General features: G+C 69.1%; 23 protein-coding genes and 2 pseudogenes. 10 read left to right on the forward strand and 15 right to left on the reverse strand.

Going from position 1 to position 25,578, the window contains the following annotated elements; all coding sequences use genetic code 11:
- Window positions 1-285: 285 nt before the first annotated feature.
- The 6 genes from ElP_RS11150 to ElP_RS11175 all read right to left on the reverse strand — a co-directional run bounded on the left by ElP_RS11150 (window position 286) and on the right by ElP_RS11175 (window position 9,128).
- The gene (locus ElP_RS11150) at window positions 286-2,151 is read right to left on the reverse strand and encodes a M56 family metallopeptidase (protein ID WP_145269268.1); all 1,866 of its coding nucleotides are present in this window, start codon (window positions 2,149-2,151) and stop codon (window positions 286-288) included.
- A 58-nt stretch (window positions 2,152-2,209) separates the two neighbouring features.
- Entirely contained in the window at window positions 2,210-2,626 is a 417-nt protein-coding gene (locus tag ElP_RS37870; protein ID WP_197446894.1) for a BlaI/MecI/CopY family transcriptional regulator, read from the reverse strand.
- A 492-nt stretch (window positions 2,627-3,118) separates the two neighbouring features.
- Window positions 3,119-5,368, reverse strand: coding sequence for a WD40 repeat domain-containing protein (locus tag ElP_RS11160; RefSeq protein WP_145269271.1), 2,250 nt, complete (start codon window positions 5,366-5,368; stop codon window positions 3,119-3,121).
- An 81-nt stretch (window positions 5,369-5,449) separates the two neighbouring features.
- Entirely contained in the window at window positions 5,450-6,685 is a 1,236-nt protein-coding gene (locus tag ElP_RS11165) for an FG-GAP repeat domain-containing protein (RefSeq protein ID WP_145269273.1), read from the reverse strand.
- Between the two features lie 4 nt (window positions 6,686-6,689).
- Window positions 6,690-8,303, reverse strand: coding sequence for a serine/threonine-protein kinase (locus ElP_RS11170; protein ID WP_145269275.1), 1,614 nt, complete (start codon window positions 8,301-8,303; stop codon window positions 6,690-6,692).
- Window positions 8,304-8,444: 141 nt separating this feature from the next.
- The gene (locus tag ElP_RS11175) at window positions 8,445-9,128 is read right to left on the reverse strand and encodes an RNA polymerase sigma factor (RefSeq protein WP_145269277.1); all 684 of its coding nucleotides are present in this window, start codon (window positions 9,126-9,128) and stop codon (window positions 8,445-8,447) included.
- A 634-nt stretch (window positions 9,129-9,762) separates the two neighbouring features.
- On the opposite strand from ElP_RS11175, the gene ElP_RS11180 reads away from it, so the two are divergent.
- Entirely contained in the window at window positions 9,763-10,530 is a 768-nt protein-coding gene (locus ElP_RS11180; RefSeq protein ID WP_145269279.1) for a hypothetical protein, read from the forward strand.
- 456 nt (window positions 10,531-10,986) lie between these two features.
- On the opposite strand, the gene ElP_RS11185 is transcribed toward ElP_RS11180, so the two are convergent.
- Window positions 10,987-11,238 carry a hypothetical protein gene (locus ElP_RS11185; protein WP_145269281.1) on the reverse strand — a complete coding sequence of 84 codons (252 nt, stop codon included), beginning with the start codon at window positions 11,236-11,238 and terminating at the stop codon, window positions 10,987-10,989.
- Window positions 11,239-11,372: 134 nt separating this feature from the next.
- On the opposite strand from ElP_RS11185, the gene tnpA reads away from it, so the two are divergent.
- Genes tnpA through ElP_RS11200 form a run of 3 tightly spaced genes read left to right on the forward strand, consistent with a single transcriptional unit; the run spans window position 11,373 to window position 12,476 of the window.
- Window positions 11,373-11,780: an IS66 family insertion sequence element accessory protein TnpA gene (gene tnpA / locus ElP_RS11190; RefSeq protein WP_145269283.1), complete on the forward strand. Its 408-nt coding sequence runs from the start codon at window positions 11,373-11,375 to the stop codon at window positions 11,778-11,780.
- Window positions 11,774-12,136 (forward strand): IS66 family insertion sequence element accessory protein TnpB, encoded by a 363-nt coding sequence (gene tnpB, locus ElP_RS11195; RefSeq protein ID WP_145269285.1) that lies wholly within the window; start codon window positions 11,774-11,776, stop codon window positions 12,134-12,136. Before tnpA ends, tnpB begins: the two co-directional genes overlap by 7 nt.
- Window positions 12,137-12,188: 52 nt before the next feature.
- Entirely contained in the window at window positions 12,189-12,476 is a 288-nt protein-coding gene (locus ElP_RS11200; RefSeq protein ID WP_145269287.1) for an IS66 family transposase, read from the forward strand.
- A gap of 334 nt (window positions 12,477-12,810) precedes the next feature.
- Here ElP_RS11200 and ElP_RS11205 read toward each other — a convergent pair whose 3' ends face one another.
- Both ElP_RS11205 and ElP_RS41110 read right to left on the reverse strand, forming a co-directional pair.
- The gene (locus ElP_RS11205; protein WP_145269289.1) at window positions 12,811-12,996 is read right to left on the reverse strand and encodes a hypothetical protein; all 186 of its coding nucleotides are present in this window, start codon (window positions 12,994-12,996) and stop codon (window positions 12,811-12,813) included.
- Between the two features lie 51 nt (window positions 12,997-13,047).
- A complete protein-coding gene (locus ElP_RS41110; RefSeq protein ID WP_145278383.1) occupies window positions 13,048-13,188 on the reverse strand; it encodes a helix-turn-helix domain-containing protein in 141 nt (46 codons plus the stop codon).
- Window positions 13,189-13,490: 302 nt separating this feature from the next.
- Here ElP_RS41110 and tnpC point away from each other — a divergent pair, with 302 nt between their 5' ends.
- From tnpC to ElP_RS11235, 5 genes are all read left to right on the forward strand, one after another.
- The gene (gene tnpC, locus ElP_RS11215) at window positions 13,491-14,711 is read left to right on the forward strand and encodes an IS66 family transposase (protein WP_145269291.1); all 1,221 of its coding nucleotides are present in this window, start codon (window positions 13,491-13,493) and stop codon (window positions 14,709-14,711) included.
- A gap of 124 nt (window positions 14,712-14,835) precedes the next feature.
- A complete protein-coding gene (locus ElP_RS11220; RefSeq protein WP_145269293.1) occupies window positions 14,836-15,231 on the forward strand; it encodes a GntR family transcriptional regulator in 396 nt (131 codons plus the stop codon).
- 4 nt (window positions 15,232-15,235) lie between these two features.
- Complete coding sequence (locus tag ElP_RS11225; protein WP_145269295.1) at window positions 15,236-16,159, forward strand: ABC transporter ATP-binding protein; 924 nt, start codon at window positions 15,236-15,238, stop codon at window positions 16,157-16,159.
- A gap of 3 nt (window positions 16,160-16,162) precedes the next feature.
- Window positions 16,163-17,803: a hypothetical protein gene (locus ElP_RS11230; RefSeq protein WP_145269297.1), complete on the forward strand. Its 1,641-nt coding sequence runs from the start codon at window positions 16,163-16,165 to the stop codon at window positions 17,801-17,803.
- A 327-nt stretch (window positions 17,804-18,130) separates the two neighbouring features.
- Window positions 18,131-18,334: a hypothetical protein gene (locus ElP_RS11235; protein WP_145269299.1), complete on the forward strand. Its 204-nt coding sequence runs from the start codon at window positions 18,131-18,133 to the stop codon at window positions 18,332-18,334.
- Between the two features lie 26 nt (window positions 18,335-18,360).
- Here ElP_RS11235 and ElP_RS41610 read toward each other — a convergent pair.
- Window positions 18,361-18,501 (reverse strand): annotated as a pseudogene (locus ElP_RS41610) (HsdR); the annotation flags it as partial.
- Window positions 18,502-18,577: 76 nt separating this feature from the next.
- Here ElP_RS41610 and ElP_RS11245 point away from each other — a divergent pair.
- A protein-coding gene (locus tag ElP_RS11245; protein ID WP_145268065.1) for an IS630 family transposase occupies window positions 18,578-19,710 on the forward strand; the annotation gives its coding sequence in 2 pieces (ribosomal slippage) (window positions 18,578-19,016 and window positions 19,016-19,710; 1,134 coding nt in all).
- Here ElP_RS11245 and ElP_RS41615 read toward each other — a convergent pair.
- From ElP_RS41615 to ElP_RS11265, 5 genes and pseudogenes are all read right to left on the reverse strand, one after another.
- Window positions 19,704-19,976 carry a hypothetical protein gene (locus tag ElP_RS41615; protein WP_197446896.1) on the reverse strand — a complete coding sequence of 91 codons (273 nt, stop codon included), beginning with the start codon at window positions 19,974-19,976 and terminating at the stop codon, window positions 19,704-19,706. The two genes, ElP_RS11245 and ElP_RS41615, sit on opposite strands and share 7 nt — an antisense overlap.
- An 85-nt stretch (window positions 19,977-20,061) precedes the next feature.
- Window positions 20,062-21,774, reverse strand: a pseudogene (locus ElP_RS11250) (type I restriction endonuclease); the annotation flags it as partial.
- Entirely contained in the window at window positions 21,771-22,556 is a 786-nt protein-coding gene (locus ElP_RS11255) for a restriction endonuclease subunit S (RefSeq protein ID WP_145269301.1), read from the reverse strand. The pseudogene ElP_RS11250 and the gene ElP_RS11255, both read right to left, overlap by 4 nt.
- A 150-nt stretch (window positions 22,557-22,706) precedes the next feature.
- A protein-coding gene (locus ElP_RS11260) for an IS630 family transposase (protein WP_145268065.1) occupies window positions 22,707-23,839 on the reverse strand; the annotation gives its coding sequence in 2 pieces (ribosomal slippage) (window positions 22,707-23,401 and window positions 23,401-23,839; 1,134 coding nt in all).
- 274 nt (window positions 23,840-24,113) lie between these two features.
- A protein-coding gene (locus tag ElP_RS11265; RefSeq protein ID WP_145267429.1) for an IS630 family transposase occupies window positions 24,114-25,252 on the reverse strand; the annotation gives its coding sequence in 2 pieces (ribosomal slippage) (window positions 24,114-24,814 and window positions 24,814-25,252; 1,140 coding nt in all).
- Window positions 25,253-25,578: the final 326 nt, after the last annotated feature.

The following is a 25,578-nucleotide window of genomic DNA, read 5'->3' on the forward strand; positions in this document are numbered from 1 at the left end:
GAATGAACAGGGGGGATCGGTGCCGAAACCGATCCGGACGAGGACGCCCCGAGCCGACGGGGTTTGTGTCGCCCTCTCTGGAGGGCCGGGCGTTATGATCACCGGGGGAGCGGGTCCACGGCCTGCAATGACCGTTTGTTCAGAGTTGCGACTTCTGCCCAACAAGACGCACCGACCAGGAGAACCTGAACGCCTCCCGGTCGATGCGTACGGGACCGTTCCCGGGCGCGGCCCGGATCGCTCGTACGCCCCATCGGCGGGAGCCGATCGGCCGGGACCGGCGGATCAGGAGCGGATCAAGCCGACGCCCGATGGATCCCGGGGATTGGCTTGACTGCTGCCCTCCTCGTCGTCGCGGAGCGACCGGAGCTCGTCCAGGAGTTCCCGGATCGTGGACTCGAGCTGCCGGATGCGACGATCACGCTCGTCGCGATCGGGTTGAGGGCCGGCCTGTTCCTGATCGACCTGCCGCATCCGGGCCTCGGCCTGCTGGAGGACCTTGCGGTCCGCCTCGAGCTGCGCATCGTCGATGTACCCGAGCTCATGCATCCGCTCCGCGGAGCGGACCCGTTCCCGGGCTAATTCGAGGGCCTGAGCCGCCGCGGCCTCGGGGTTGGCGGTGGGACCGGTTGAGCCTTCTCGAGGAGCCGCGTCGACGCCCTTGAGGGACTCTGTGGCGCGCCTGGCCTCCAGCGTCTCGCCGAGCTTCTCCATCTGCTTGGCGAACTCGGAGTCGGGGCCGAACTTCGACTCCATCTGCTTGGCGAACTCGGAGTCGGGGCCGAACTTCGACTCCATCTCCCTGCCTAGGGCCTCCATCTTCTTCTCGAACTCGGGGCCGAACTTCGACTCCATCTCCTTGCCGAGGGCCTCCATCTGCTTGGCGAGCGCCTCCAGCTCCTTGGCCTTGTCCGCCTGCGCCGCTCGGGAAGTCTCACCGTCGTCCTGCACGGCGGCCTCATGCGGGTCAAGCGTCGCGAGGAGGACCGGAGCAGCCCGGGGTTCGTCGAGCGTCGAGGCCGGGCCGGCGGAGGTCCACGAGGGCAACGACAGCACCGCGAGCAGGCCCGCTCCCAGCAGGGTGACGCGGGACGGGCGGCAAGCGACTCGTTCTCGCAGGATCATCGTCAGTCTCCTCTCGAAGAAGCGGCCCGCGCCACCGATGCCCAACGAGGGCGCCGGCGGCCCGGACGGGCGGCGGGATAGGGATTCACCGATCTGGAAGAGGACCTCGGCGTACGAGACGCGGTCCCCGGGCAAGGCCCAGACGACCCAGGCGTCGCAGGCCAGCTCGGCCTCGGCGTCGAGCCGACGCCGGACCAGCCAATACAGCGGGCTCCACCACCAGAGCCAGCCGGCGGCCAGCCCGAGCCGGGCGACCCAGTGGTCACCCCGTCGCAGGTGGGCCAGCTCGTGGGCGAGGATCCCGCGCCAGCGCCCCGCGTCGAGCGATTCGACGAGGTCCGCCGGGAGGAGGAGCCTGGGGCGGCCCAGGCACCAGATCATCGGGGGCCCGAGTCGGGGGACGACGCACAGCTCGGGCACGCGGACGCCGATCCGCTCGGCGAGGCGAGCGGCCTCGACCTCGAGCCATTCGGGGGCGGGGATGGCCCGGCGGAGGTGTCGGCGAAAGCGGAGGATCCGGGCCATCTGGACGGCCGCGACTACGGCCGAGGCGGCGAGCCAGGCGGCCACCACGCTCCTCCGGATTCCTCCCCTATCGGACAGCCCCGGCCGGGATCCGTCGGACGTCGAGGTGCGGGGGGATCGGGCATCAGCGTCCACGGACGCCACCCCGGGAGCCCGGGCACCACCGACGGTCACGACCGGCGTCCGACCCGACCGGGTCGCGATCGGCTCCGGGCCGGCTCCCGGGCCCGGCCCGGGGGGTGACCCCGGCGCGGAGGCTTCCAGGACATCGAACTCCGAGGGGGCGAACGACAGGCGCGACTCAATGTTGAGCCCGCCCCGGGCCGGCGGAGCGAGCGACCACGGCCAGTTCACCGGTGGCGGGATCACGAGCTTGAGCAAGGCCACGAGCCAGAAGACGTGCCTCGCGGCGGGGGAGAGCCGATCGCTCCGTCCGGCTAAGATCGCCACCGCGGCCAGCCCCGCCACGACCATCGTCGTCTCGGCGAACCACCACACCATGGTCTTGCCTCCCGTCCCGGGCGATGCGGCCCGGATGCCCGGCCGCGCCACCCGACATTTAGCCTCCGGATTGACCCGGTCGCTTGGCCGGGCGAGACCGGCCACGCTGCTCGTCGATCAGCTGCCGGAACCGCGCCAACTCCTCGGGGGAGAACCGGTGGGATTGCACCAGCGTCAGGACCAGGGGCGCGGCCCGGCCATCGCAGAGCTCATCGGCGGCTGCCTTGAGCCGCTCGCCGAGCAGGTCGTCGCGCGTCAGGGCCGCCCGGTAGACGTGGGGGACCGCCGACGGGTCGACGGCGACGGCCCGCTTGGCCTGGAGCCGTTGCAGGAGGGTCGCCACCGTGGTGTAGGCCCAGCGTCGCCCCCGGCCCTGGAGCGTCGAGTTGATCTGCCGGACCGTCGCCGGCCCGTGGTCCCAGAGTGCCTTGAGGACCTCCAGCTCCGCGTCGCTCAGGTTGGGCCGATTCGCCATGGTCGCTCCGATCTCCCCGTCGTCGCCGCGCCTCGGGCGGACCATCGACATGGTGTAGAGGCAAGATCTACTACATCGCGTAGATGGCGCCAAGGGGCTGACCCATTTTTCCGGGGAGGTGACGCCCGTCCGATCGGCGGCCCGGCAGCCCGGAGGAGGCGACCGATCACTCTTGAGTCCGGATCGCACGGAGGTACGAGCAATCCCACAGGATCGGTCGACGGAGGTCGGCGTTTCGAGCGGGCCGCCGATGAGGCGTCGGTTCGAGGTCCGTCCGCGAGCGCGCCGGGCAGCGAGGCGGGAGACCGGGCAGGGCGTCTTCCGGCTCAGACAGGGCCAGGTGAGCATGTCGCCATCTGCCCCAATTGACGCACCTGAAAGAGTTCTCACGAAGCCGGGATCGCAAGCCTGACGTTCTTGACGTCCAGCAAACCACGTGGTGATGCAGTCTGCTCGACGGCGATGGCCGTTCGCCTCGTGGGCGTACGTGTTTCAGGGCAAGTCGGTTCCCGGTGCCCGGAGATTCAGGGCGGACTCGAGCCGGTCCGGGCGGTTGAGATGCGGGCCCAGGGATTCGGGGGGCAGCAGCTCATCGCCGACGCGCCACGAGAGGAGGCGACCGACGCCGGGCGAACCGTCGTAGTAGCCGTCCGGGTGATAGGCCAGCCATTCCTCATCGACCGTGTCGCCGCGACGCTCGGGGAACGCGAAGAGCGTGACCAGGTGCCGCCCGGACGCGACCTCCCAGGCGTTCGTCGTCCCGTAGCTGCCGCCGCTGACCACGAGCCGGCCGTCAGCCGAGAAGGCGAGCGACTGGGTCCGCTTGAGATGCCCGTACAGCTGACGGAGCGGCTCTCCCGTCCGAGCGTCCCAGAGCCGGACCGTCTTGCCGCCCGTGGCCAGGATGGCGCCGTCGGGCGACAGGGCCATCGGCCGTCCCGAGACGGCGGGGTCCGAGAACGTGCGCCGCAATTCGCCCGTCCGGACGTCCCAGAGGCGCACCGGCTCGGCGAAGTTCTGGTTCACGCCGGCCGTGCACGTCGCGAGCGTCGACCCGTCCCGGCTGATCGCGACGCAGGTCATCGGCCGGTCTCCCGTGATGGCCCCGGCCTGCGAGGCCTCGGGCCGGAAGCTGCGGACGCGACGGCCCGAGCGGACCTCCCAGAGGTGGGTGGTCCCGTCGCCGGCGCCGCAGGCGAGGGCCGTGCCATCGGCCGAGAAGGCGAGCGAGGTCGCACCCCTGGTGTGACCCGACAAGGTCCGCGAGACGGTGCCCGTCCGGGGGTCGCGGAGCTGGATCAGGCCGTCGGCGTCGGCGCCGGCGAGCGTCGCCCCGTCGGGTGCGAAGGCGACCGCGAGCACCTCGGCCGCGTGGTCCCCCGCAGACCAGGCGTGCTCCCCAGTCGCGACATCCCAGACGCGGACGACGCCCTTGCCATCGGGGCTCCCGCCGCCGGCGGCGACGCGATGGCCGTCCGGTGCGAGGGCCACCGCCATGATCTGATCGGCCGGGGCGCCCAGCCGTCGGATCAGTCGCCCCTTCCTCGCGTCCCACAGCCGGACCGCCCCCGGACCGATCCCCTCTGCCCCCGCCTCGCGCACGCCCAAGGCGAAGCGGCCGTCGCTGCTGCCCGTGGCCAACAGCGCGCCGTCCTCCGTGAGCACGACCGAATTGACCTGCTCGAAGGCACCGGGCGTGTGCCACTGCTCTCGGCCGGTCGCGAGGCTGGTACGCTTGATCGTATGGTCGTGGCTCCCGCTGATAATCGCGTCGCCGTCGGGAGCGAAGGCGACGGACGTGACGCCGTGATGGTGGCTCGTCACGACCCGGCCCGGGACCTCGGACGCGAGGTCGTACAGCCGCACCTCCGCCCCGATCCCGCAGGCGAGGGACGTGCCGTCGGGCGCGAAGGCCAGGGACAGGAACCGCCCCGACTCGGCCTCGGCGCGCTTGAGATCGCCGGAGGCGGCATCCCAGAGCCGCCACTCGCATCGCTCCGTCCCCCTCCAGGCCGGTCGGGGCCAATCGTGGCCGCGGTGGAAGGACCAGTCGCAGCTCCCGCTGGCGAGAGTCGTCCCATCCGGCGAGAAGGCCACGGTGCAGACCCAGTCGCGATGGCCAGTGAGGGTCCGACCGAGCTGTCCGGTCCTCATGTCCCAGAGCCGCACCGTCTTGTCGCCGCCGCAGGCGAGGGTGGCGCCGTCGGGCGAGAAGGCGAGGGTGGTGGCCCGGAAGGGCTGGTCCGCGAGCCGGTGCCGGAGGTTCCCCGTCGCGAGGTCCCACACGAGGATTTGCCGGTCCGTCCCGGTCGAGGCGAGCATCGTCCCGTCGGGCGAGAAGGTGCAGGCGTCCGTCTCCCACTCGGTGTGCCCGGTGAGCGTGCGCAGGCGACGGCCCGTCTGCACGTCGTAGATCCCGACCAGCTTGTCCATGTGGAAGCCCCCCGCCGCCAGGCTCCGCCCGTCGGGAGAGAAGCTGACCGAGCGATCGCCGACCTCGCCGATCGCCCGCAGTAGGACGCCGGTCTTCGCATCGTAGAGGCGGACCCCACCCTCGTTGGCGGCGCCGGCGACGATCGAACCGTCGGGCGAGACGGCCACCGAATTCACCCCTGCCGCGGGCGGTGTCTGGAGGACGAGCTTCGGCGTTGGCGGTTCCTCCGGCGAGCCGCCGGTGAGGGCGATCAGGCCGAGGGCGATCAGGCCGAGGGCGAGGGCCGGTCGAGCGATCCCGGATCGCATGTGTTCACTCCTTATCCCTGGGCATCAACATGGTGGGTCGGACGATCGTTCACGTCGATGGGCCTCGGGAGGCGGCGCCCCTCAAGTCCCGAAGAGGATTTCCACTCGCTCCTCCTCGACGCACCGTGTCGCGATGTCGGGCTTTCCGTCGCCGTTGAAATCGGCCACCGCCAGCCGCCAGGCACCCTTCCCGGTCCGATAGGGAGACCCGTCGGCCGGCCGGAAGCCGCCCCTCCCGTCGCCCTCGAACACGCGGATGGCCTCGTCACCGGCGACGACCAGGTCGGCGTTGCCGTCGCGGTCCATGTCGGCGATCTCCACGCCCCAGGCGCCATGACCGAGCTGGAGTGGCGAGCCGGGTGCGGGAGAGAGCACGCCGTGACCATCGTTGATCAGGATGGTCAGCGCGGCCCCGCCCTCGGAGTGAGTCGCCACGACGTCCGGCCGGCGATCGTCGTCCAGGTCGCCCGCCGCGACGTACCAGATGCCGGCATCGCAGGTAAGAGGCGATCCTGGCGCCGGGGCCAATTCGCCTCGGCCGTTGCCCAGCAGGATCTGGAGTGTTTCGAGGTCGGGGCCGCTATTGGGGACGAGGACGTCCGCACATCCGTCACCGTTGATGTCGGTCGCCGCGATGGGGTAGGGACTCCGGCCGCACGGGAACGGGGACTGGGGCGCTCGGGCGAATCGACCATGGCCGTCGCCCAGGAGCAGGGACACGTCGCCGTCGGCGTTATTGGCGGTCACGATGTCCGGGTGCCCATCGCCGTCCGCGTCGGCGATTGCGAGCCCGTGAGTGTGCGGCTGCTCCCCGATGCGCGCGATGAACGGCGAGCCGGGAGCGGCCCGGAACCGACCGTCTCCGACGCCGAGCAGGACGGTCACGGCGTAGCTGTCGTGATCGGCCAGGACAACGTCCAACCGACCATCATGGTTGACGTCCTCAACCGCAATCTCGCTGGCCTTCCCCGGCAGATCCGCGGTGATGTCCGGCTCTCTTCGCCAGGGACGGTGGGCGCTGCCGAGGAAGACATTCAACGTCGTCCCGGTGCACAACACCAAGTCGGCGCAGCGATCGCCGTCGACGTCGCCGGCGGCGAGGGTACCGTCGGGGGCGGGAAGCGGTGAGCCCGGCGCCGGGGCGAGCAGCGTGTGAGGCTCCGATCTCGGGACTGCGGATCCGCACTTCTCGTCTGGCCCCGTTCGCGTTACCAGCGTCGAGACCGAGCCGATGTCGGAGCCGGGATGGGCCGGAGCGGTGGCCCCGAACACGATCAGGCCGAGGGCCAGCAGCGGCGATAGGCACCTTGTATGCATGGGTTCACTCCTGATGCTGGCGGGGCAGGTATGGTGAATCTGGTGCTCTCTCTCGCAGCGAGGCGCGGTATTGGCGGGAGCGCACGCGCACGCGCTGCTCCTCTCTCCTCAGCTCATCGAGGAGCCGGACGATGTCCTTTCGAGAGTCTTCGTCGATGGCACCGGCGCCGACGATCTCGGCGGTCCGCCGCACCTGGACCAGCGCCCCCTCCCAGGGGCCGAGCTGGTCGGGAGGGATGCGCCGGGACTGGTCGCGGAACCAGTCCGCCTTCCGGAAGAGCGCGGCCACCTCGGCGACCGCCTGCTCGGCGCGGGCCCGGCGCACGTGCTCGGCGATGATCGCGAAGGTGACGGCGGCCAAGATGGCGGCGCCGAGCGCCGAAGCGAGCACGGTCGTCCGTCGCCTCGCCTTGCGCTCGGCGGCGGCGGCGGCCCGGGCCTCGGCCGCGGCGACTTCGGCGGCCCGGGCTCGGTCGCCGACCGACGCCAGGAAGGCCGAGACCTCGCGTGCCAGCACTCCCGAGTGGCGGGGCCGGACGGCTCGCGAGGCATTGAGGCAGCGCTTGGCGAGCCGGATCAGCTCGCCATCGGCGCCGCTCGCATCGAGGCAAGCCCGGGCTTCGTCGAGGAGACCGACCGCTGCGTCCTCGAGGATCCGGGAACGGTCCCCGACGTAGGGCGGCTGCCCGGTCAGGATCTCGCAGAGGATGGCCCCGAGGGCGAAGACGTCGGCCTGCTCGTCGAGGCGGTCGACTTCGCCCCGCGCCTGCTCCGGGCTCATGTACGACGGGGTGCCGATGATCGCCCCCGAGTGCGAGGGCGAGCTTCCCCCGGCCGTGCGCACGGTCGTCACCTGCGGCTCGGCGGCCTCCGGCGTTTGTCCTGGGACACCCTCCTTCGCCCCGCCCTGTCGGAGGACCTTCGAGAGGCCCCAATCGACCACCTGCACCTCGCCGAAGGCGCCGACCATGATGTTCGACGGCTTCAGGTCGCGGTGGATGACTCCCCGAGCGTGTGCATAAGCCACGGCCTGGCAGACTTGCTCGAAGATGGCGAGGAACCGACCGAGGTCGTGGGGGGGGGCAGGCCGCTCCTCCAGCAGGGCGGCCAAGGTCCTTCCCTTGACCAGCCGCATCGCGAAGTAAGGTCGCAGGTCGGCATCGAGCCCCAGCTCGTACACCGGGAGGATGCCGGGGTGCTGGAGCTGCCCGGCGATCTGGGCCTCTGCGATGAACCGCTGGATCATCGCCGGGTTTCGCGAGTGACCCGGATGGAGTACCTTCAGGGCGACGTCGCGGCCGAGGTCGGGGTCGCGTCCCTTGAGGACGATCCCCATCCCCCCTCGGGCGATCTCACCGAGGACCTGGTAGCGTCCCTGTCCGACGCAATCCAGGGCTTCCTCCCCGGGCCCGATCACCGGCAACGCCGCGTCCGGCTCGTCGCGCAACAAGACGCGCGATGTGACGCCGGTGGAATCTCGGACGGCCTCCAACACGCCGCCCCACGCCCCTCCTGCGGCTGTCGATGGGGGCCCGAAGGCCGCCCGCAGCGCCGCATCGAAGCGGGCATCGGGTCCGTCGGCCACGGGCATTCGATCGGCATCGGCAGGGTCGTTCATGGCGCCTGGCCCTCGCGGATCTCCGGCCCGCTACTCCGGGTTCACCGACCGGCCCGTTTTCGCGCAGGAATTCTCGAGGGACGGCGAGGAATACCCCCAGACGGCTCGGCTCCGCGCCGGGGTCGCGAGCCGGAGACGAGGTTATTCGAGCAGGGAGAGGAGTTGCTCGCATTCGCGATCGACATCCTCCGGCGATCCGGGATGGTGGGACGCGATCACCTCCCACAGCGCCGACCGGAACTCCTGGCGTGCCCGAGCAAACTCGTGGTGGAGGTATGCGGCGTCGAGGCCCCAGAGCCTGGCGATCTCCCGGATCGGCAGCCCTTCGTGGAATCGGAGCCTGAGCAACTCGACGCGACGCCGGGCCGCCTCGCCGCGTCGTGCCGCCAGCACCGACTGCCGCTCGGCGGCCTCGCGCACGACCACCTTGGCCCAGGCGCGGTCGAAGACCCGTGAGAGCGTCTCCTCACCACCCGGGATGCCCTCGAGGTCGATGCCCTGCGCCGGCTCGCGGGCGAGCTGCCGGGCCCGCCTCGCCTCGGCCCGCAGCGCGACGTGGCGCACGGCGCCATAGAGGAACGCCCGGAATCCCCCGGGTCGATCGGCCCGCGCCCGTTCGAGCAGGCCGCCCTCCCTCAGGCACTCGACGAAGACGTCCTGGACGGTGTCGTCCAGGTCCTGGAGTCGCTCCGATCCCCGCCAGCGCGCCGCCAGGTAGGTGCGGACCACGGGGGCGTACCTGGCCGCGAACTCGGCGCGGGCCACGTCGCTCCCCGCGGCAGCCTCATGGAGGATCGTCCAGCAGGTGGAATCGCGAGTCCCCATGCGCATCCCCTGACGTGGTGCAAGTGGTCGGGCGCGGGGGGCCCGGCGAAATGCGGCGTCGCGGCGGACTGTCCGGGTCGGTCGACGATCGATCCTCGGCAATCGTACAGGAACCTGCTCCCGGTAACATCCGAGCCGGTTCACGATGGCTGGATCGCTGGACCAGTACGGCGTGGAGGTGACACCGACCAACTCGCGACCCGGGCCGGCGGAGCGCGGTGCGTCGCCCGGATCTGCTCGGTCAGTCGCCCGTGCGACCTGGTGAATGAGGCCAGGAGTCACGCGCCGGAGTTCGAGCCGCGTCTTCCGCCCCAATTGACGCAGCCGGTCCGCGCTGTGTCACGGCTTTCGAACGGCTCAGCCTACTAGAAACGCTGCGGAAGACCAGCCCCGGTGCCGGGGGCTCTACGCATCGACGACCGCTGGATCACGCATCGGCGGCACCTTCCGAGATCGAAGGAGCAGGGGCCACTCCTCACGTTCCTGGACAGATGGCCACAAGAGAAGCGTTGCGTTGGTCCTCGTCCGACTATAATCGAACAACCCTGCCATGCGGCATGCCCGATAGAGCTCGGAGTGGTGCAACGACGATCGGTGTAGGGCAATTTGGACGGGTGGTGTTCGGAGACGTTCAATGCCCTGGAAACGACGCGGAGGCCGGTCCTACTTCTACGAGAGCCGTCGGGAGGGCCGGCGAGTCCGTTCGGTCTATGTCGGCTCGGGCTGGCGGGCCGAGCTGGTGACCGATCGACTTGCAGAGCATCGGGAAGCCCGCCAGGCGGATCGGAGGCATCATCGAGCCCGGCGAGCGTCCGAGGCAACCAAGGAGCGGGCATTCGACGACCTGTTTACCCTGTCCCGAGACATGGCCGAGTGGGCCCTCCGATCGGCCGGCTTCCACCGGCCCAACCGGGGCCCCTGGCGACGGAGGAGACGACCCATGAGCGAGACGATTCCCGAGCCGGCCCGGCCGACCCCGCCGCCGGTCGAGCCCCTGGAGCTGCGTCGGATGATGGAGCGGGCGATGCTCGATCGCGTCGTCTCGGCGACGGGCGAGAACGAGTCCGAGGAGGCCCGGCAGACGGCCCGGACGCTCAAGGCCGACCTCCTGGCGTTCGCCGGCGAGCTGGCCGGGCCGGAGCCGACGCCGCTCGTCCGATCCCTGGCCTTCACCGCGGCGGTGGCCTACCTCGATTGGATGCACGCCGGGTTCTCCGAGCGGGAGAGCATCCAGCGGGAGCGGGCCATCGAGCGGGCCGAACGGCGGTTCCAGCGGGCCGCGAAGACGCTCCATGCCGTCCAACGCCACCGTCCCGAGTCGTTCATGGCCGTGCAGATCAACGTGGGTACGGGGGCCGGGGAGACGCCAATGGCTTCAGGCCCCTGCGTCCCGGCCGGCTGATGGGACGGGATCGATTAGGATAAGACACCCCGGCCGACCGAGGGGGCCGATCGGGGAGATGTCCGGGGGGAACCGACGTGCTCAGAAGGGCGGGGAAACGGTCTCGGACTCTGGGCCGACCGGGAGGGGCGAGGGGCAATCGAGCGCGGCCCGCTCGGCCGCGCCGCACGTATTGCAGGCCGCCTCGGCGACGTGATCCGGGCCGGGCATGTCGTACTCGATCAAAACTCGGCCGCATGAGCAGACGAGGCGGCCGGCGGGCCCCTCGCCCGGGTCGTCGCACTCGGGAGACGAGGGGCCGGGCGTCCATCGGACCTCATCGGTCCAGGCCGGCCAGGTCGAGGCAGGGGAGCGTCGGGGGTGGGGCGTCGGGTCGGGATGCTCATGCCGTCGATACTCCGGGAAGGGCGGGAAGCGGACGAGGTCGGGGGCCCGATGCCCCCGGCCTCGGGCGTCTCAGAGGTAGCCGAGCGACTCGACGCGGTAATCGGCCTCCGCATCGTTCGCAGCCCGCTCCCAGAGGATCGAGGCGGTGTCGGTGTCCAGGGCGTGGAAGTCGCCCCCCTGAGAGGCGTGCCAGGCCGCATCGGCGGCCGAGTAGCCGACGCGGCGGAGGGGGTTGCCGTAGGCGTCGGTCGGCCGGGAGAGGCGGAGGCCGAATCGACGGTTGGACTTGGCGGGGCGGGTCGAATCGAAGAGGATGGTCATGGGTGGGCCCCCCCAGAAGCCTTGCCCTCGGGGGTCGGGTGAGTACGTGTCCGTCCTGTAGACCGCATCTTCATTATTGATCGACTCGGCCCGATGATTGAGTCATCGCTCTCCGCGTTCTTGGAGTCACCGCGATGGCCAAGTCTTCCTCAACGTCCAAGGCCGACTACTGGACCGGGATCATCCGGGAGTATCGACGGAGCGGCCTGACCCAGGGCCGATTCTGCCAGGAGCATGGCGTCGCGTATCATAGCCTCCGCTGGTGGCTCGGCCGGCTCAGGGCGGAGGGGGCCTCTGTCTCCCCGAGCCGGCGCAAGCCCAGGGCATCCGCGCCGAAGCCTCGTGAGCCTGGGGGACCGTGCTTCCTGCCCGTGCGCGTCATCGAGGCCGAAGCCGACCGCCGATCCCACGAACCATCCGACGGCGCCGCATCGCCGATCCAGATCCTCCTGACCGGCGGGCGACGCATCGCCGTGGGGGCCGACTTCGACCCGGACATCCTCCGCCGCGTCGTCGCCACCCTGGAGGCCCCGGGATGCTGAGCTGGCCGCCCTCCGTCCGCATCTTCCTCGCCGCTCGGCCGGCGGACATGAGGCGCGGGTTCGACGGCCTGGCTCGCATGACGACCGAGGTGATCCGCCAGGACCCGCTCTCCGGCGCCCTGTTCGTCTTCCGCAATCGCAGGGGGGACAGGCTGGAGGTCCTGTACTGGGCCGGCGACGGGTACGCCCTCTGGTCTCGGCGGCTGGAGCGGGGGACGTTCCGGTTCCCGGCCTGCGACGGCGACGCCGCCGAGATCCGCGGGGCGGACCTGGCCATGATCCTCGACGGGGTGGACCTTGCCTCGGTCCGACGCCGGCCACGCGACGCCCTCCCCACGGCCTCCACCACGCCCTGATCGACGGCCCGAGGCCCTTGCGCCCGGCATCTGTAGCGGTCAGAATTGGGCCATGGAGACCGCGGCTCTGCCCGAAGACCTGGCCACCTGCCACGGCATGATCCGCCAGCTCGCGGACAGCCTGCGGGCCGCCCGTCGGCAAGTCGAGCAGCTCGGCCACCGCCTCGACCTCCTGCTCCGCCGGATGTATGGCCCGCGATCCGAGCGGGTCGATCCGGGCCAGCTGCTCCTCTTCGCCGAGCCGGCGGAGCCACCTCTCGCCCCGTCCCCCGAGGCGCCATCGGAGGCATCGCCGCCATCGCGTGCCCGCCCGGTGAGGGGCCACGGCCGCCGACCGTAGCCGGCCGACCTGCCCCGCGAGCGGCGCGTCCACGACTGAGCGGTGCGCAAAGAAGATCAAGTTTCCTCGATCTTCAATCCGTCTTGGGCGTAGAAGGCTCGGACCAGATGTGGCTTCTGGCGTAGGTGACCGACGACGAGGTGGAACTCCTGGTCTTCGTCCCACGGGCTCAGGTCGGGGGCGTACCCCGGCAACTCCTCCAGTCAAAGCTTGCCGTGCGCGCCCGCTACGAAGCATTGGCCTCGACACGGCGGTGGATCGGCGATCCGTCCCAGATCACCAGCAGTCGCTCCCCCGCGACGCGCAGCAGGTGCACGCGGAGCTCGATGCTGTGCTAGCCGTTGTGCGACTCCTGCCTCGCCAGGGTGTAGACCTTGCCCTCGGGCGTCATCACGCCCATGACGGACAGGTGGTCGCGCGTCACCTTCTCGCGGAGCACCGGCGTCGGCCCCTCGGGGGCGTAGGTCCGGACCACCCCCGGCAGCAGGTAGAACCCCGCCTCGTCCACGAGGACCGGCACCCGACGCTCGCTCCGCGCCTGCCGTCGCAGTGCCGACCAGTCCTTGTCCCATCAGCGGCGGATGGCCTCCTCGTCCCGCTGGATCGCCCGCCGGACCGGCACCTGGGGCGTCCAGCCCAACTCAGGGGGCAACCGACCGACGTGGGCCTTGTGGTAGCAGACGCCGAACTCCTCCTCGATGACCCGGGCGATGCGGCGGCGGGTTCAGACCTGGCCGCGGAAGCCGTAGGCCTCCGGCCCGTGCCAGAGGAATCCGGGGATCAGCCGCTTCTGGGCCTCCGAGAGCTTGGGCGGGTGGACGGGCACGGGGTGGGCGAGCAGCGCAGCTCGGCCACCGTGACGGGCGCGTGCGAGCCAGCGGCTGATGGTCTCTTCGGAGGCGTCCTGGGCCTCGGCGATGACGCCAGGCCTGTTGTTTCAGGTCCTGCACCCGCAACCTCCGCCACTCGCGCCAATCATCACCTGATTCTTCCAGCCGGAAAACTTGACCGCCTTTGCGCACCGCTCAGGAGGTCCCGCCCGATCAGCGGGCCTGCCCCGGATGCGGCCACGACCGGGTGCCGATCGGCGAGGAGACGAGCGAGCAGCTCGACTACCGCCCGGCCTCGCTCTTCGTCGTCGAGCACGTCCGGTTCAAGGTCGCCTGCCGCCATTGCCAGGGGCATGTCGCCGTGGCGGCCAAGCCTCCCCAGCCGATCGAGAAGGGGCTGCCGGGGCCGGGCCTGCTCGCGCAGGTGATCACGAGCAAGTACGCCGACCACCTCCCGCTCTACCGGCAGGAGGGCATCTTCGCCCAACACGGGGTCGAGCAGTCGCGCAAGACGATGTGCGGCTGGATGGCCCGGGCGGCCTGGCTGCTGGAGCCGATCTGGAAGGCGATGAGGGCCGAGGTGCTCAGGTCGCGGGTGATCCAGACCGACGACACCACCGTGCCGGTGCTCGATCGACGCCTGGATCGGGCCCGCACCGCCCGGCTCTGGGTCTATCTCGGCGATCGCGAGCATCCCTATGCCCTCTACGACTACACGGCCGACCGGAGCCGCGACGGGCCGGAGCGGTTCCTGGGCGACTACCGCGGCTATCTCCAGGCCGATGCCTACAGCGGATACGACCGGATCTACTCTCGTGGCGTGGTCGAGGTGGGCTGCTGGGCCCACGCGCGCCGCAAGTTCTTCGACGCTCGCACGAGCGACCCAGAGCGGGCGCACGAGGCCCTGGCGCGGATCCGACTGCTCTACGAGGTGGAGGCCGCGGGCAAGGGCCGGGACGAGGCCGGGCTGCTCGCCCTGCGGCGGGAGCGGTCCGTCCCGCTGCTGGACCGGCTCGGCACCTGGCTGGAGGAACAGGCCCGGCGGGTGCTCCCGAAGAGCCCGATCGGCGGCGCGATCGGCTACGCCCGGTCGAACTGGGCGGCATTGAACCGTTTCACCGAGGCCGGATTCCTGTCGATCGACAACAACGCGAGCGAGCGGGCCGTGAAGCCGGTCGCCATCGGCCGCAAGAACTGGCTGTTCGCCGGGAGCGAGGGCGGCGGGAGGACGGCGGCGATCCTGTTCAGCCTCGCCTCGACGTGCAAGGCCCTGATGATCGACCCCTTCGCCTACCTCCGCGACGTGCTGGATCGGGTCTGCACCCACCCGGCCCGCCGGGTCGCGGAATTGCTGCCCGATCGCTGGCGGACCCACCACTCCATTCCGGGATCAACCCCGGCGTGATGGCCGTGGCCGCCATCGAGCGAGCCGATCGGAAAACCTCAGAAAATATCCTTGACCACCTCGCGTTCCATTGTATTATTGGATTAATACAGGAAATCAACAGGGTGGGTGGCGTCAGCCTTCGATGGACATCCGAATCTCGGCAAGCGACGGCATCCCCATCTACCAGCAGATCGTCAACCAGGTGAAGTATCTGGTGGCCTCCGGCCGGCTCACCCCGGGCGAGGAGCTGCCCCCGATCCGAGCCCTGGCCGAGCGGTTGGTCATCAATCCGAACACCGTCGCGCGGGCCTACCGTGAGCTCGAGGTCGCCGGGGTGGTGGTCAAGCGGGGCACCACCGGCACGTTCGTCTCCGCGTCCGGTTCTCCACTGGCCCACCGCGAGCGGGTCCGCATCCTCTCCGAGCGGGTCGACGCCCTGCTCGCCGAGGCCCGCCAGCTCGGCTTCGACACCGACGCGTTGTTCGACTTGATCCGCCGGCGCGAACGGGCGCTGCAACCACGCCCCGAGGAGTCCTGATGCCATGGCCGCTCCCGCCTGCACGACCGCCCCGGTGATCGCCGTCGACGGCCTGACCCGTCGCTTCGGCCCCAGGGTCGCCTTGGACGGCGTGACCCTCCGGGTCCCCCGCGGCGAGGTGTTCGGGCTCGTCGGCGCCAACGGGGCGGGGAAGACGACGCTCATCCGGCACGTCCTTGGCGTGCTGAAGGCCGGCGTCGGCTCGGTGCGCGTCTTCGGCCGCGACCCGGTGGCCGACCCGGTCGGGGTCCTCTCCCGCATCGGCTACCTGTCCGAGGAGAACGACTTGCCCGGGTGGATGCGGGTCGACGAGTTGATCCGCTACACCCGCTCCTTCTACCCCGGCTGGGATGACGCCTACGCCGAGGAGTTGCGGCGAGCCTTCGAGCTGGCCCCCGCGGCCCGGATCGGTCACCTCTCTAAGGGCCAGCGGGCACGGGCCGGGCTCCTGATCGCGCTGGCCCACCGCCCCGAGCTGATCGTGCTCGACGAGCCGTCGTCGGGGCTGGACCCGGTCGTCCGCCGCGACATCCTGGGGGCGATCATCCGGGCCATCGCCGAGGAGGGGAGGACCGCGCTGTTCTCGTCCCACCTGCTCGACGAGGTGGAGCGGGTGGCGGACCGCGTGGCCATGATCGACGGCGGGCGGGTCATCTTCAGCTCCGACCTGGACGACGTGAAGCAGAACCACCGCAGCCTGACGCTCCGGTTCGCGGAGGCCCGCACCCGGCCGCCTGCCCTGGCTGGCGTGCTCACCTGGGCGGGGACGGGCCACGAGTGGACGGCGGTGTACGCGGGCCGGCCCGGGGGGCTCGCGTCGGCGGCCTCGGAGTGCGGGGCCCGCATCGTCGGGGAGCGGACCCCGTCGCTGGATGAGATCTTCTTCGCCCGGGTCGGGGCCGCCTGCGTCGCGACCGAGGAGGGTTGAGCCGTGCTGTCTCCCGCGTTGGCGATCGGCTGGGAGTTGTGGGCCCGCAACCGCCGGGGGATCGCCGCGGTCGCCGCCGGGCTGATCGCGGCCGGCCTCACCGGCGCGCTGCTCCCGACCGGGACGGCGGAGGAAGCCGTCGTCGTCCTGAGCTCCGTGTTCCTCCCCGTCGCGATCGTCTTCCTCCTCTCGGCCGTGAGCCATTGCGAGTTCCGCGAGGGCCGCCTCCGGCTCGGCTTCCCGGCGCGGATGCTCACCCTGCCCATGCGGACCGGCGCCCTGGTCGCGTGGCCCATGCTCTACGGGGTTGGGGCCCTGACGCTCCTGTGGGTCGCGATGGCCGTGCTGGTCTGGATCCCGGCGGGGGTCGAGCCGTTATGGTGGCTGGTCCCGCTGCTCGCCGTCGCGCTCGTCTGGTTCCAGGCGATCTGCTGGGCCGTGCCGGGGCCGCCCCTGGCCCGGGTCCTCGCGGCGTGCGTGGTCCTGCCGGCCTTGAAATTCGCGCTCGAGATGATCGCGACGTACATCGTCATGGTCGTGAACCACGAGCCCCGGGTGGACCACTCGACCCTGGTCCCGGCGCGCCCGGTCATCGTGACGATCTTCGCCGCCTGCTTCCTCCCGCTGGCCTACGCCGTGGCCGTGGTCGGGGTGTCCCTCACCCGCCGCGGGACGGTCAGTGGCTGGACGCCGACCTGGCACCGAGCCGGACGCGTGCCGGCGCGGGGCCGGCCGCCGTTTCGCTCGGCCGCCCGGGCCCAGCTCTGGTTCGAGTGGCGGCGAAAGGGGGCCATCCTGCCCCTGTTCCCGCTTTGCTCCCTTCTCTTCCTCGCGGTCGTGGTCGCCCCGTTCGTGGGGGCGAGGGAGCTCGTCCAGGGGGTCGTCGGGATGGTCGTCCTCGTGCTGGCCGTGGCCTTCGCGGTGGGGTACGGGTTCGGCAAGACCAGCTTCTGGGCGAGCGACCTCCATCTCTCGGCGTTCCACGGCACCCGGCCCCTCGGCAGCGGATCTCTGGCGTCCGCCAAGCTCGGGGCGGCCGCCCTGAGCGCCCTGGCCACGACCACGCTGGTCGTCCTCGGGGTGCCGCTCTGGCTGTGGCTCCTCGGGAGGTCGGATGAGGTGGCGCGGTGGCTCGCGCCATGGCTTCAGGGCTTCGACGGGCCGAGCTTCGTGTTCGCGGCCGTGCTCGGGGGCATCGGCCTGTTCACCCTGACCTGGGGGCAACTCGTCGGCGGGCTGGTGCCCTCCCTCACCGGCCGCGCGTGGGTCGTCAACGGGGTGGTCGCCACGTACCTGGCCCTGGCCACCGGCCTCGGCCTGGTCGCGCGATACGTCGGCCGCCACCCGGACGCCCTGGGGCCCACCGTAGAGGTGCTCTCGTGGTCGTGCTGGTCGCTGATCGGAGTGAAGCTGTTCGCGGCCGTGTGCGTACTCCGGGCGTCACGCCGCCGCGGGCTGCTGTCCCGCCGAGCGATGGCGACGAGCCTCGGCGTTTGGTCCGCGGGCGTCGGCGGCCTGCTGGTCATCACCTACGGGCTCCTCACCTCGGGTGTCAGGCCCCTGGCGATTTCAGCCGTGCTGCTCGTCCCTCTGGTGCGCCTCGTGGGCGCCCCGATGGCCCTGGCCTGGAACCGGCACCGCTGAGCACTTCTTCACCGCGACAGAGTCCCATCTGACCCACGAGCCCGCTGATGGGCTCCGAGATAATCGCCCGGTACTGCGGTGGGGAACCCGGCCGTCTGCGGGGGTGTGCCTTACGCATAAGACCCAGCTATCGGATCCATCATCGATGGGCAGGCCCTGTGCCGGGCTGGACGCCAAGAATGGGTTTCACCGGACGCTCACGTGAGTACCAGTCACCTGGCCCCCTCTCGTTTGCGGGTTCGCCCATTGCTCGTCCGTCTGCACAGAGTATAATCAAGTGGCCACACAATTTCAATATTAGTGGCCACAAAAAATGGGGCGGTTCCGATGGACGAGGCGAAGCGAGGCCGGGGCCGGCCCCCGGCGGAGAACCCGCGATCGAAGTTCGTGAAGATCCGGGCGCGGCCCGAGTGGGCGGACTGGCTCCGCGACATCGCCGAACAGTCCGGCCGGGACGCGGCCGACATCATCGGGGAGGCCCTCGAATCGTGGGCGAAGCGGAAGAAGCTGCCCGCGCCTCCGGAGCGGTAAGCCGGATCAACCCGGAGGATCCGCTCCTAGACCTCTATCCCGCTCGCGGCATCCTTCCCACGCAACGACTCGTAGAGCCCGGCCGGGCCGAGGAGGATGTCCCTGATCCCGTTCTGCACGGCCTCCGAGCCCAACGCCTGCGTGCTCATCGAGGTGTGCGCCTCTAGTGGTCGGCCACTGACGACTTGAGGGATGGGCTGCAATCGGTTCTCCTGGAGCCCTAACCGCTTCAGGAGCATCGACATGAAGAAGTACATCGTGACGCTCACCGCCGACGAACGCCAGGCCCTCCTCGATCTCATCTCCGCCGGCAAGGCCTCCGCTCTGAAACTGGCCCATGCCCGCATCCTCCTCAAGGCTGATGCCGCCGAGGGCGGGCCCGCCTGGCCCGACGACCGCATCGCCGAGGCCGTCGAGGTCTCTGTCGCCACCATCGAGCGGGTCCGCCAGCGGTTCGTCGAGCAGGGCCTGGAGGCCGCCCTGGTCCGCAAGACGCAGGCCCGTCCCAGCCGCCAGCGGGCCCTCGACGGCCGGGCCGAGGCGAAGTTGATCGCCCTGGCCTGCTCGGAGCCCCCCGACGGCCGCAAGGCCTGGACGATGCGATTGCTGGCCGACAAGCTCGTCGAGTTGGAGATCGTCCCCTCGATCTCCGACGAGACGGTGCGCCGCTCTTTGAAAAAAGCGAACTGAGGCCGCATCTGAAGCAGCAGTGGTGCATCCCGCCGGAGGCGAACGCCGAGTTCGTGGCGGCGATGGAGGACGTGCTGGAGGTCTACCACCGGCCCTACGACGAGACGCGACCGCTGGTCTGCCTCGACGAGGCGAGCAAGCAACTGATCGGCGAGACGGTCGTGCCGATCCCGGCAGCGCCAGGGCGGCTCGAGCGGTTCGATCACGAATACGTCCGCAACGGGACGGCCAACCTGTTCATGGTGACGATGCCGCTGCTGGGGTGGCGTGCGGTCCACGTCACCGAGCGTCGGACGGCGTTGGACTTCGCCGAGGTGGTGCGTTGGCTGGTGGAGGAGGTGCACGAGGAGGCGGAGAAGGTCGTGCTGGTGATGGACAACCTGAACACGCACAAGATCGCCTCGCTGTACGAGGCGTTCCCGCCGGAGCGGGCCCGTCGGATCGCCGGGAAGTTGGAGATCCACCACACGCCGAAGCACGGGAGTTGGCTGAACATGGCGGAGATCGAGCTGTCGGTGCTGGCGAGGCAGTGCCTGGACCGGCGGATCGGGTCGAGCGAGGAACTGAAGCGGGAGGTCGCGGCGTGGGAGGAGGACCGCAACGAGCGGATGGTGGGCATTCGGTGGCAGTTCACCACGGCGGATGCCCGGATCAAACTGCACCGACTATACCCGGCAACTCAATAGCGGACGACCACTAGCGCGTCGATGATCGCGTTCATGATCTCGGACTTCAGGTCGGGCGAATTGGCGAACTGCTCCTTGGTGTTGTGGGTCGCCTGCTGCCTGAGCTTCTCGGATTCCAGCAGCTTGCCCATGATGACGTTGTTGACGTAGACCAGCTTGTCCTGGTCAGTCAGTTCCCCCTCGAACAGTTCATTCACACGCTGGATGATCTCGTTCAGCAGCGCCTTCTGCTTCTCCTGGACGCTCCCGCCGCCCGCCTCCGTCATCGGTTGGAGCTTGGGCGTGTCGCCGCCGCCGAGGGTCATCGACTGCTTGCCCTGGTTCTTCAGGCTGTGATGGGTCAGCACGACACTGGGCGATGTTGTACGGGTGGAGCCGCACCCACCGCATGATCCCCTTCAAGGCCGCGCTGCGCTCGACCTCCGTGTCCTCCACGTCCTTGCCGTCGTGCGCGAGCCGAAAGGCCAGCTTGTACGTTGTGTAGTTCTGGAGCACGTCGAGGATGAACTTCTCCTCGATCGCCTGCCGCATCGAGTAGACGTGGAAGGGAGCGGGGAGGTTGTCCGGGCCGGCGGGCTGGCTCGGGTCGGGCCGAGTGCCGAATAGCTCCATCGTCTTCGGCTTCGGCGTGGCGGTGAACGCGACGTAGGTGATCCCCGTGTCCTCGGCCCTCGCCGTCATCTCGGCGGCGAGGATGTCCTCGGCATCGACCTCGCCGCCGTCGTTCAGGTCCTTGAGTTCCTCGCCGGACAGCACGGCCTTCAACTTCGCCGCCGCCTCTCCGGTCTGCGAGCTATGCGCCTCGTCGGCGATCACCGCGAACCGCTTGCCCTGGGTCGCCGCAAGCTCTCGGACTGCCCTGATCGCGTAGGGGAAGGTCTGGATCGTGCACACGACGATCTTCTTGGAGCCCGAGAGGGCCGCCGCGAGTTCGCCGCTCTTGCTGCCCCCCTCGCCCTTGATCGTCGCCACGACCCCTTGCGTCCGCTCGAAGTCGAAGATCGCCTCCTGCAACTGCGTGTCGATCACGTTCCGGTCGAAGACGACGAGGACCGTGTCGAACAGCTTCGCCTGCTCCTGATTGTGCATGTCGGCCAGGAAGTGGGCCGACCAGGCGATCGAGTTCGTCTTCCCCGACCCGGCCGAGTGCTGGATCAGGTACGTGCCGCCCGGCCCCCGCTCCCGCACGGCGGCTTGAAGTTTTCGCGTGGAGTCGAGCTGGTGGAACCGGGGGAAGATGTACCGCTCGATCTGCTTATTCTTGTCCCGCTTCGCCACGAGGTAGCGGCCGAGGATTTCGAGCCAGCCATGCCGCTCCCAGATGCGCTCCCAGAGGTAGGCGGTGCGGTGCCCGCCCGTCGGATTGACGGGGTTGCCGGCCCCGCCGCCGTCGCCCTGGTTGAACGGCAGGAAGACGGTGCTCGGGCCGTCGAGCCGCGTCGTCATCTGGACTTCGCGGCTGCTGACGGCGAAGTGGACGAGGGCCCCGTTGGGGAACGAGAGCAGCGGCTCGGGGGCCTGGCCCTTCGGCCGGGGATGGCGGTCGAAGCGATACTGGTCGATGGCGTCAATGATGCCCTGGGTGAAGTCGGTCTTCAACTCGGCCGTCGCCACCGGCACGCCGTTCAGGAACAAAACGAGATCGATGCTGTTCTCGTTTTGGGTCGAATACCGGACCTGGCGGACGACCCGGAGGCGGTTCGCCTCGTACCGGGCGAGGATGTCGGGATTGATCGCGAGGGCGGGCTTGAACTGGACGAGCGGCAGTTTCTCGCGGAGGCCCAGCATCTCGATCCCTTGCCGGAGCACATCGAGCGTGCCCCGCTGGTCAATCTGGTCGCGGAGCCGGGCAAGCAGTGTTTCGGCCGCCTTCGATCCGTGGTTCTTTTCGAGGGCGCCCCAGGCGTTAGGCTGGGTGAGCGTAACCCAGGCCAGCACGTCCTCGGGGTACAGGACCCGCGTCCGGTCATATTTCGCCGCGTCGCCGTCCTCATGGAGCCAGCCGTTGGCAGCGAGGTGGTCGCAGATTTCGGCCTCGAAGTTGACCTCGTGATGCAGGCTCATGCGGCCTCCGACTCGGCCAGCCCGCGCACGTCAATCTTGCCGGTGACGGCGGCGGAGATGAGGGCGGTTCGACGCTCTAGAAGAAGGTCGATTGCCCTTTGACCTTCTGAGCAAAGCGAGTCGAGACGAGCGAGTTCATTATCTAAATGCGAGAGCAAGAACTTTTGTTCCGGCAAAGGAGGATAACAAACGGGCATTTTTGATAGTCTTGAAATATAAATATGCTTAATTGTAGTACCTCCTGCATCAAATAGCATTCGCTCTTGGTAGATCCCGCCAAGGAGACAGGTCGCCATAAACCGGGGAAGAATCAATTCTGGCTTGGGATTGAGCTTTGCAACCGACTGGTTTATACAGCATTCTCGCCCATCGTGGACAGCGACCCTGCCGAGTGTTCCATCCTTCGTTATCAGGACATCCCCCTCTTTAGGTCGGCTCTTGTCTGTGAGGTCGTTTCGATAAGCTTCGTAACTTGTCTTGCGGGCAGTTTCGTACTTGACTCGGCCGTAATCCACATCATTCGCGGTCAGCAGATACGGACCCTCCTCGGTAGTAGGCATCGGGTTCGTGAACCCATAGGTGACTTGTTCGCACAAGTGAGAGACTGGCGTCACGCTCCAATGTGCTGGCACGTCGCCGAGCCACTCGATGCCGGAGGGCTTCATGGGGGCGTGTGGGTTCAGGCCCTTGGTGACGGCGTGGGAGATGACGGCCTGGCGTTTTTCCTTCAGCAGTTCAATCAGCCGCCTCTGCTCCCCCACCAGCGCGTCAATCTTCGCCATCTCTTGGCAGAGAAACGCGGAGATCAAGACTTGCTCGGGCATTGGGGGTAAGGCGAGTTTCCTCGTCGCCATGACCGATAATGGAATACGCGAACGAGTCGAACCTGAAGACAAAAACCCACCATCAAAGGTGGAACTAGTGGTCGTCCGCTATTGAGTTGCCGGGTATAGTCGGTGCAGTTTGATCCGGGCATCCGCCGTGGTGAACTGCCACCGAATGCCCACCATCCGCTCGTTGCGGTCCTCCTCCCACGCCGCGACCTCCCGCTTCAGTTCCTCGCTCGACCCGATCCGCCGGTCCAGGCACTGCCTCGCCAGCACCGACAGCTCGATCTCCGCCATGTTCAGCCAACTCCCGTGCTTCGGCGTGTGGTGGATCTCCAACTTCCCGGCGATCCGACGGGCCCGCTCCGGCGGGAACGCCTCGTACAGCGAGGCGATCTTGTGCGTGTTCAGGTTGTCCATCACCAGCACGACCTTCTCCGCCTCCTCGTGCACCTCCTCCACCAGCCAACGCACCACCTCGGCGAAGTCCAACGCCGTCCGACGCTCGGTGACGTGGACCGCACGCCACCCCAGCAGCGGCATCGTCACCATGAACAGGTTGGCCGTCCCGTTGCGGACGTATTCGTGATCGAACCGCTCGAGCCGCCCTGGCGCTGCCGGGATCGGCACGACCGTCTCGCCGATCAGTTGCTTGCTCGCCTCGTCGAGGCAGACCAGCGGTCGCGTCTCGTCGTAGGGCCGGTGGTAGACCTCCAGCACGTCCTCCATCGCCGCCACGAACTCGGCGTTCGCCTCCGGCGGGATGCACCACTGCTGCTTCAGATGCGGCCTCAGTTCGCTTTTTTCAAAGAGCGGCGCACCGTCTCGTCGGAGATCGAGGGGACGATCTCCAACTCGACGAGCTTGTCGGCCAGCAATCGCATCGTCCAGGCCTTGCGGCCGTCGGGGGGCTCCGAGCAGGCCAGGGCGATCAACTTCGCCTCGGCCCGGCCGTCGAGGGCCCGCTGGCGGCTGGGACGGGCCTGCGTCTTGCGGACCAGGGCGGCCTCCAGGCCCTGCTCGACGAACCGCTGGCGGACCCGCTCGATGGTGGCGACAGAGACCTCGACGGCCTCGGCGATGCGGTCGTCGGGCCAGGCGGGCCCGCCCTCGGCGGCATCAGCCTTGAGGAGGATGCGGGCATGGGCCAGTTTCAGAGCGGAGGCCTTGCCGGCGGAGATGAGATCGAGGAGGGCCTGGCGTTCGTCGGCGGTGAGCGTCACGATGTACTTCTTCATGTCGATGCTCCTGAAGCGGTTAGGGCTCCAGGAGAACCGATTGCAGCCCATCCCTCAAGTCGTCAGTGGCCGACCACTAGCCGTTAATTGCTGAGCGACGAACTCGGGCAGCGCTTTCGACACGTCCAATCGAAATCGAAAACAATCGGCCTTCACCATTGCCGGCTCAATCCCGGGTGGTGCAACACATGCCCTGCCAACTGTGTTTCTTTCATCGCCAAGACCAGCAATGAGCACATCGCCACGGCAAATGTCATGGCCGGCTAGTGAAGCGTCACTCGTTAATCTTCGGGTAGAGGTGCCTCAGCTTGATCCGGGCGTCCTCGGTGGTGAAGTGCCACTCGACGCCCACCTGTTTGGCGTTCCGGCGCTCGCCCCAGGCGCCGGCCTCCCCGGCCACCTCGTCCTGCACCGCGATGCGCCGGTCCAGGCACTGCCGCGTCAACACCGACAGCTCGATCTCGGCGACGTTCAGCCAGCTGCCGTGCTTCGGCGTGTGCACCAGCTCCAGTCGCCGCGCCAACCGCAAGGCCTCGGCCGGCTCGAACGCCTTGTACAGCGACGCCAGCGAATGGGTCACGAGGTTGTCGCAGACCAGCGTGATCCGCTCGGCCTCGGCGTGGCGCGGGTCGTCCACCAGCCGCTGCACCCGGTGGGCCCAGTCCACGGCCGTCTTCGCCTCGGTCACGCGCACGTCGCGCCAGCCGGCCAGCGGCTCGACGAACATCCACACCGTGCAGGTCCCCTCGCGGACATACTCGTAGTCGACCCGGGCCGGGCGTCCGGGCGCCGCCGGCGATGGCCGCCGCGCCTCGGCGATCAGCTGCTTGGGCTGTTCGTCCATGCAGACGACGGGGCGCCTCGGATCATACGGGCGCCGGTAGGCCTCCAGGACCTGCTCCATCTGGCAGACGAAGGCCGCGTCCTGCTCCGGCGGGATGCACCACATCCGCCTGAGCCACGGCTTCAGCGCGCTTTTTTCAAAGAGCGGCGGACGGTCTCGTGCGAGACCGCCGCGACGACCTCCAACTCCACCAGGCGCTCGGCCAGCAGCCGGAGCGACCAGCGGGCCAGGCCCCTGGGCGGCTGCGAGCAGGCCAGGGCCGTCAACCGCGCCTCGTTCTCGCCGCCGAGTTTGGGGACCGCCGACGGGGTCCGCGGCCTGCGCTGCAGCAGCGCCATCGGCCCGTGCTCGACGGCCCGCTTGCGCCACGACTCCAGGCTGCGGGTCGTGACGCCGAACGCCTCGGCGATCTTCGCGTCGGGCCAGGCCGGCCCGTCGGGCCCCTGGTCGCACTTGAGCAGGGCCTGAGCCCGCTGCACCTTCCAGCCGGCGATGTTGCCCTTGCGGACCAGGCGAGCCAGCTCGGCCCGCTCTTCGGCCGTCAGCTTCAGGACGTACTTCTTTGCCATGGCAACCCCCCCGGCGAGCCACGATGCGGCCGGACAAGGGGGGTCATTTTACCCGAAAATCAGCGAGTGACGCTTCACTAGTTCTTCTCGGTAGTATGTCTCGTCGATGAAAGCCGTGTCAGACCCATCAAATCCATTTGCCCTAATATTCTGGAGCCGAACTACTCTCACGCCTGTATCGGTGTAATGTTCCGACTTGAGGCCCGATCCAAACGGCCCGTCACATTTGTCAATTGTGATTTTCCGAGTGCTGTTACTGTCCAATCTCGGGGGACCAATCCCAGCCATTCCACCCCGCTATCCTTGTACGTCCCGTACCTCGGAAA

This window comes from Tautonia plasticadhaerens (assembly GCF_007752535.1).
Taxonomy (GTDB): domain Bacteria; phylum Planctomycetota; class Planctomycetia; order Isosphaerales; family Isosphaeraceae; genus Tautonia; species Tautonia plasticadhaerens.

Bases quoted from the DNA above. Each gene is read 5' to 3' on its own strand.
- ElP_RS11150 (WP_145269268.1), bottom strand. From the start codon at position 2,151: ATGGTGTGGTGGTTCGCCGAGACGACGATGGTCGTGGCGGGGCTGGCC.
- ElP_RS37870 (WP_197446894.1), bottom strand. From the start codon at position 2,626: ATGGCGAATCGGCCCAACCTGAGCGACGCGGAGCTGGAGGTCCTCAAG.
- ElP_RS11160 (WP_145269271.1), bottom strand. From the start codon at position 5,368: ATGCGATCCGGGATCGCTCGACCGGCCCTCGCCCTCGGCCTGATCGCC.
- ElP_RS11165 (WP_145269273.1), bottom strand. From the start codon at position 6,685: ATGCATACAAGGTGCCTATCGCCGCTGCTGGCCCTCGGCCTGATCGTG.
- ElP_RS11170 (WP_145269275.1), bottom strand. From the start codon at position 8,303: ATGAACGACCCTGCCGATGCCGATCGAATGCCCGTGGCCGACGGACCC.
- ElP_RS11175 (WP_145269277.1), bottom strand. From the start codon at position 9,128: ATGGGGACTCGCGATTCCACCTGCTGGACGATCCTCCATGAGGCTGCC.
- ElP_RS11180 (WP_145269279.1), top strand. From the start codon at position 9,763: ATGCCCTGGAAACGACGCGGAGGCCGGTCCTACTTCTACGAGAGCCGT.
- ElP_RS11185 (WP_145269281.1), bottom strand. From the start codon at position 11,238: ATGACCATCCTCTTCGATTCGACCCGCCCCGCCAAGTCCAACCGTCGA.
- tnpA (WP_145269283.1), top strand. From the start codon at position 11,373: ATGGCCAAGTCTTCCTCAACGTCCAAGGCCGACTACTGGACCGGGATC.
- tnpB (WP_145269285.1), top strand. From the start codon at position 11,774: ATGCTGAGCTGGCCGCCCTCCGTCCGCATCTTCCTCGCCGCTCGGCCG.
- ElP_RS11200 (WP_145269287.1), top strand. From the start codon at position 12,189: ATGGAGACCGCGGCTCTGCCCGAAGACCTGGCCACCTGCCACGGCATG.
- ElP_RS11220 (WP_145269293.1), top strand. From the start codon at position 14,836: ATGGACATCCGAATCTCGGCAAGCGACGGCATCCCCATCTACCAGCAG.
- ElP_RS11225 (WP_145269295.1), top strand. From the start codon at position 15,236: ATGGCCGCTCCCGCCTGCACGACCGCCCCGGTGATCGCCGTCGACGGC.
- ElP_RS11235 (WP_145269299.1), top strand. From the start codon at position 18,131: ATGGACGAGGCGAAGCGAGGCCGGGGCCGGCCCCCGGCGGAGAACCCG.
- ElP_RS41615 (WP_197446896.1), bottom strand. From the start codon at position 19,976: ATGACGGAGGCGGGCGGCGGGAGCGTCCAGGAGAAGCAGAAGGCGCTG.
- ElP_RS11255 (WP_145269301.1), bottom strand. From the start codon at position 22,556: ATGGCGAAGATTGACGCGCTGGTGGGGGAGCAGAGGCGGCTGATTGAA.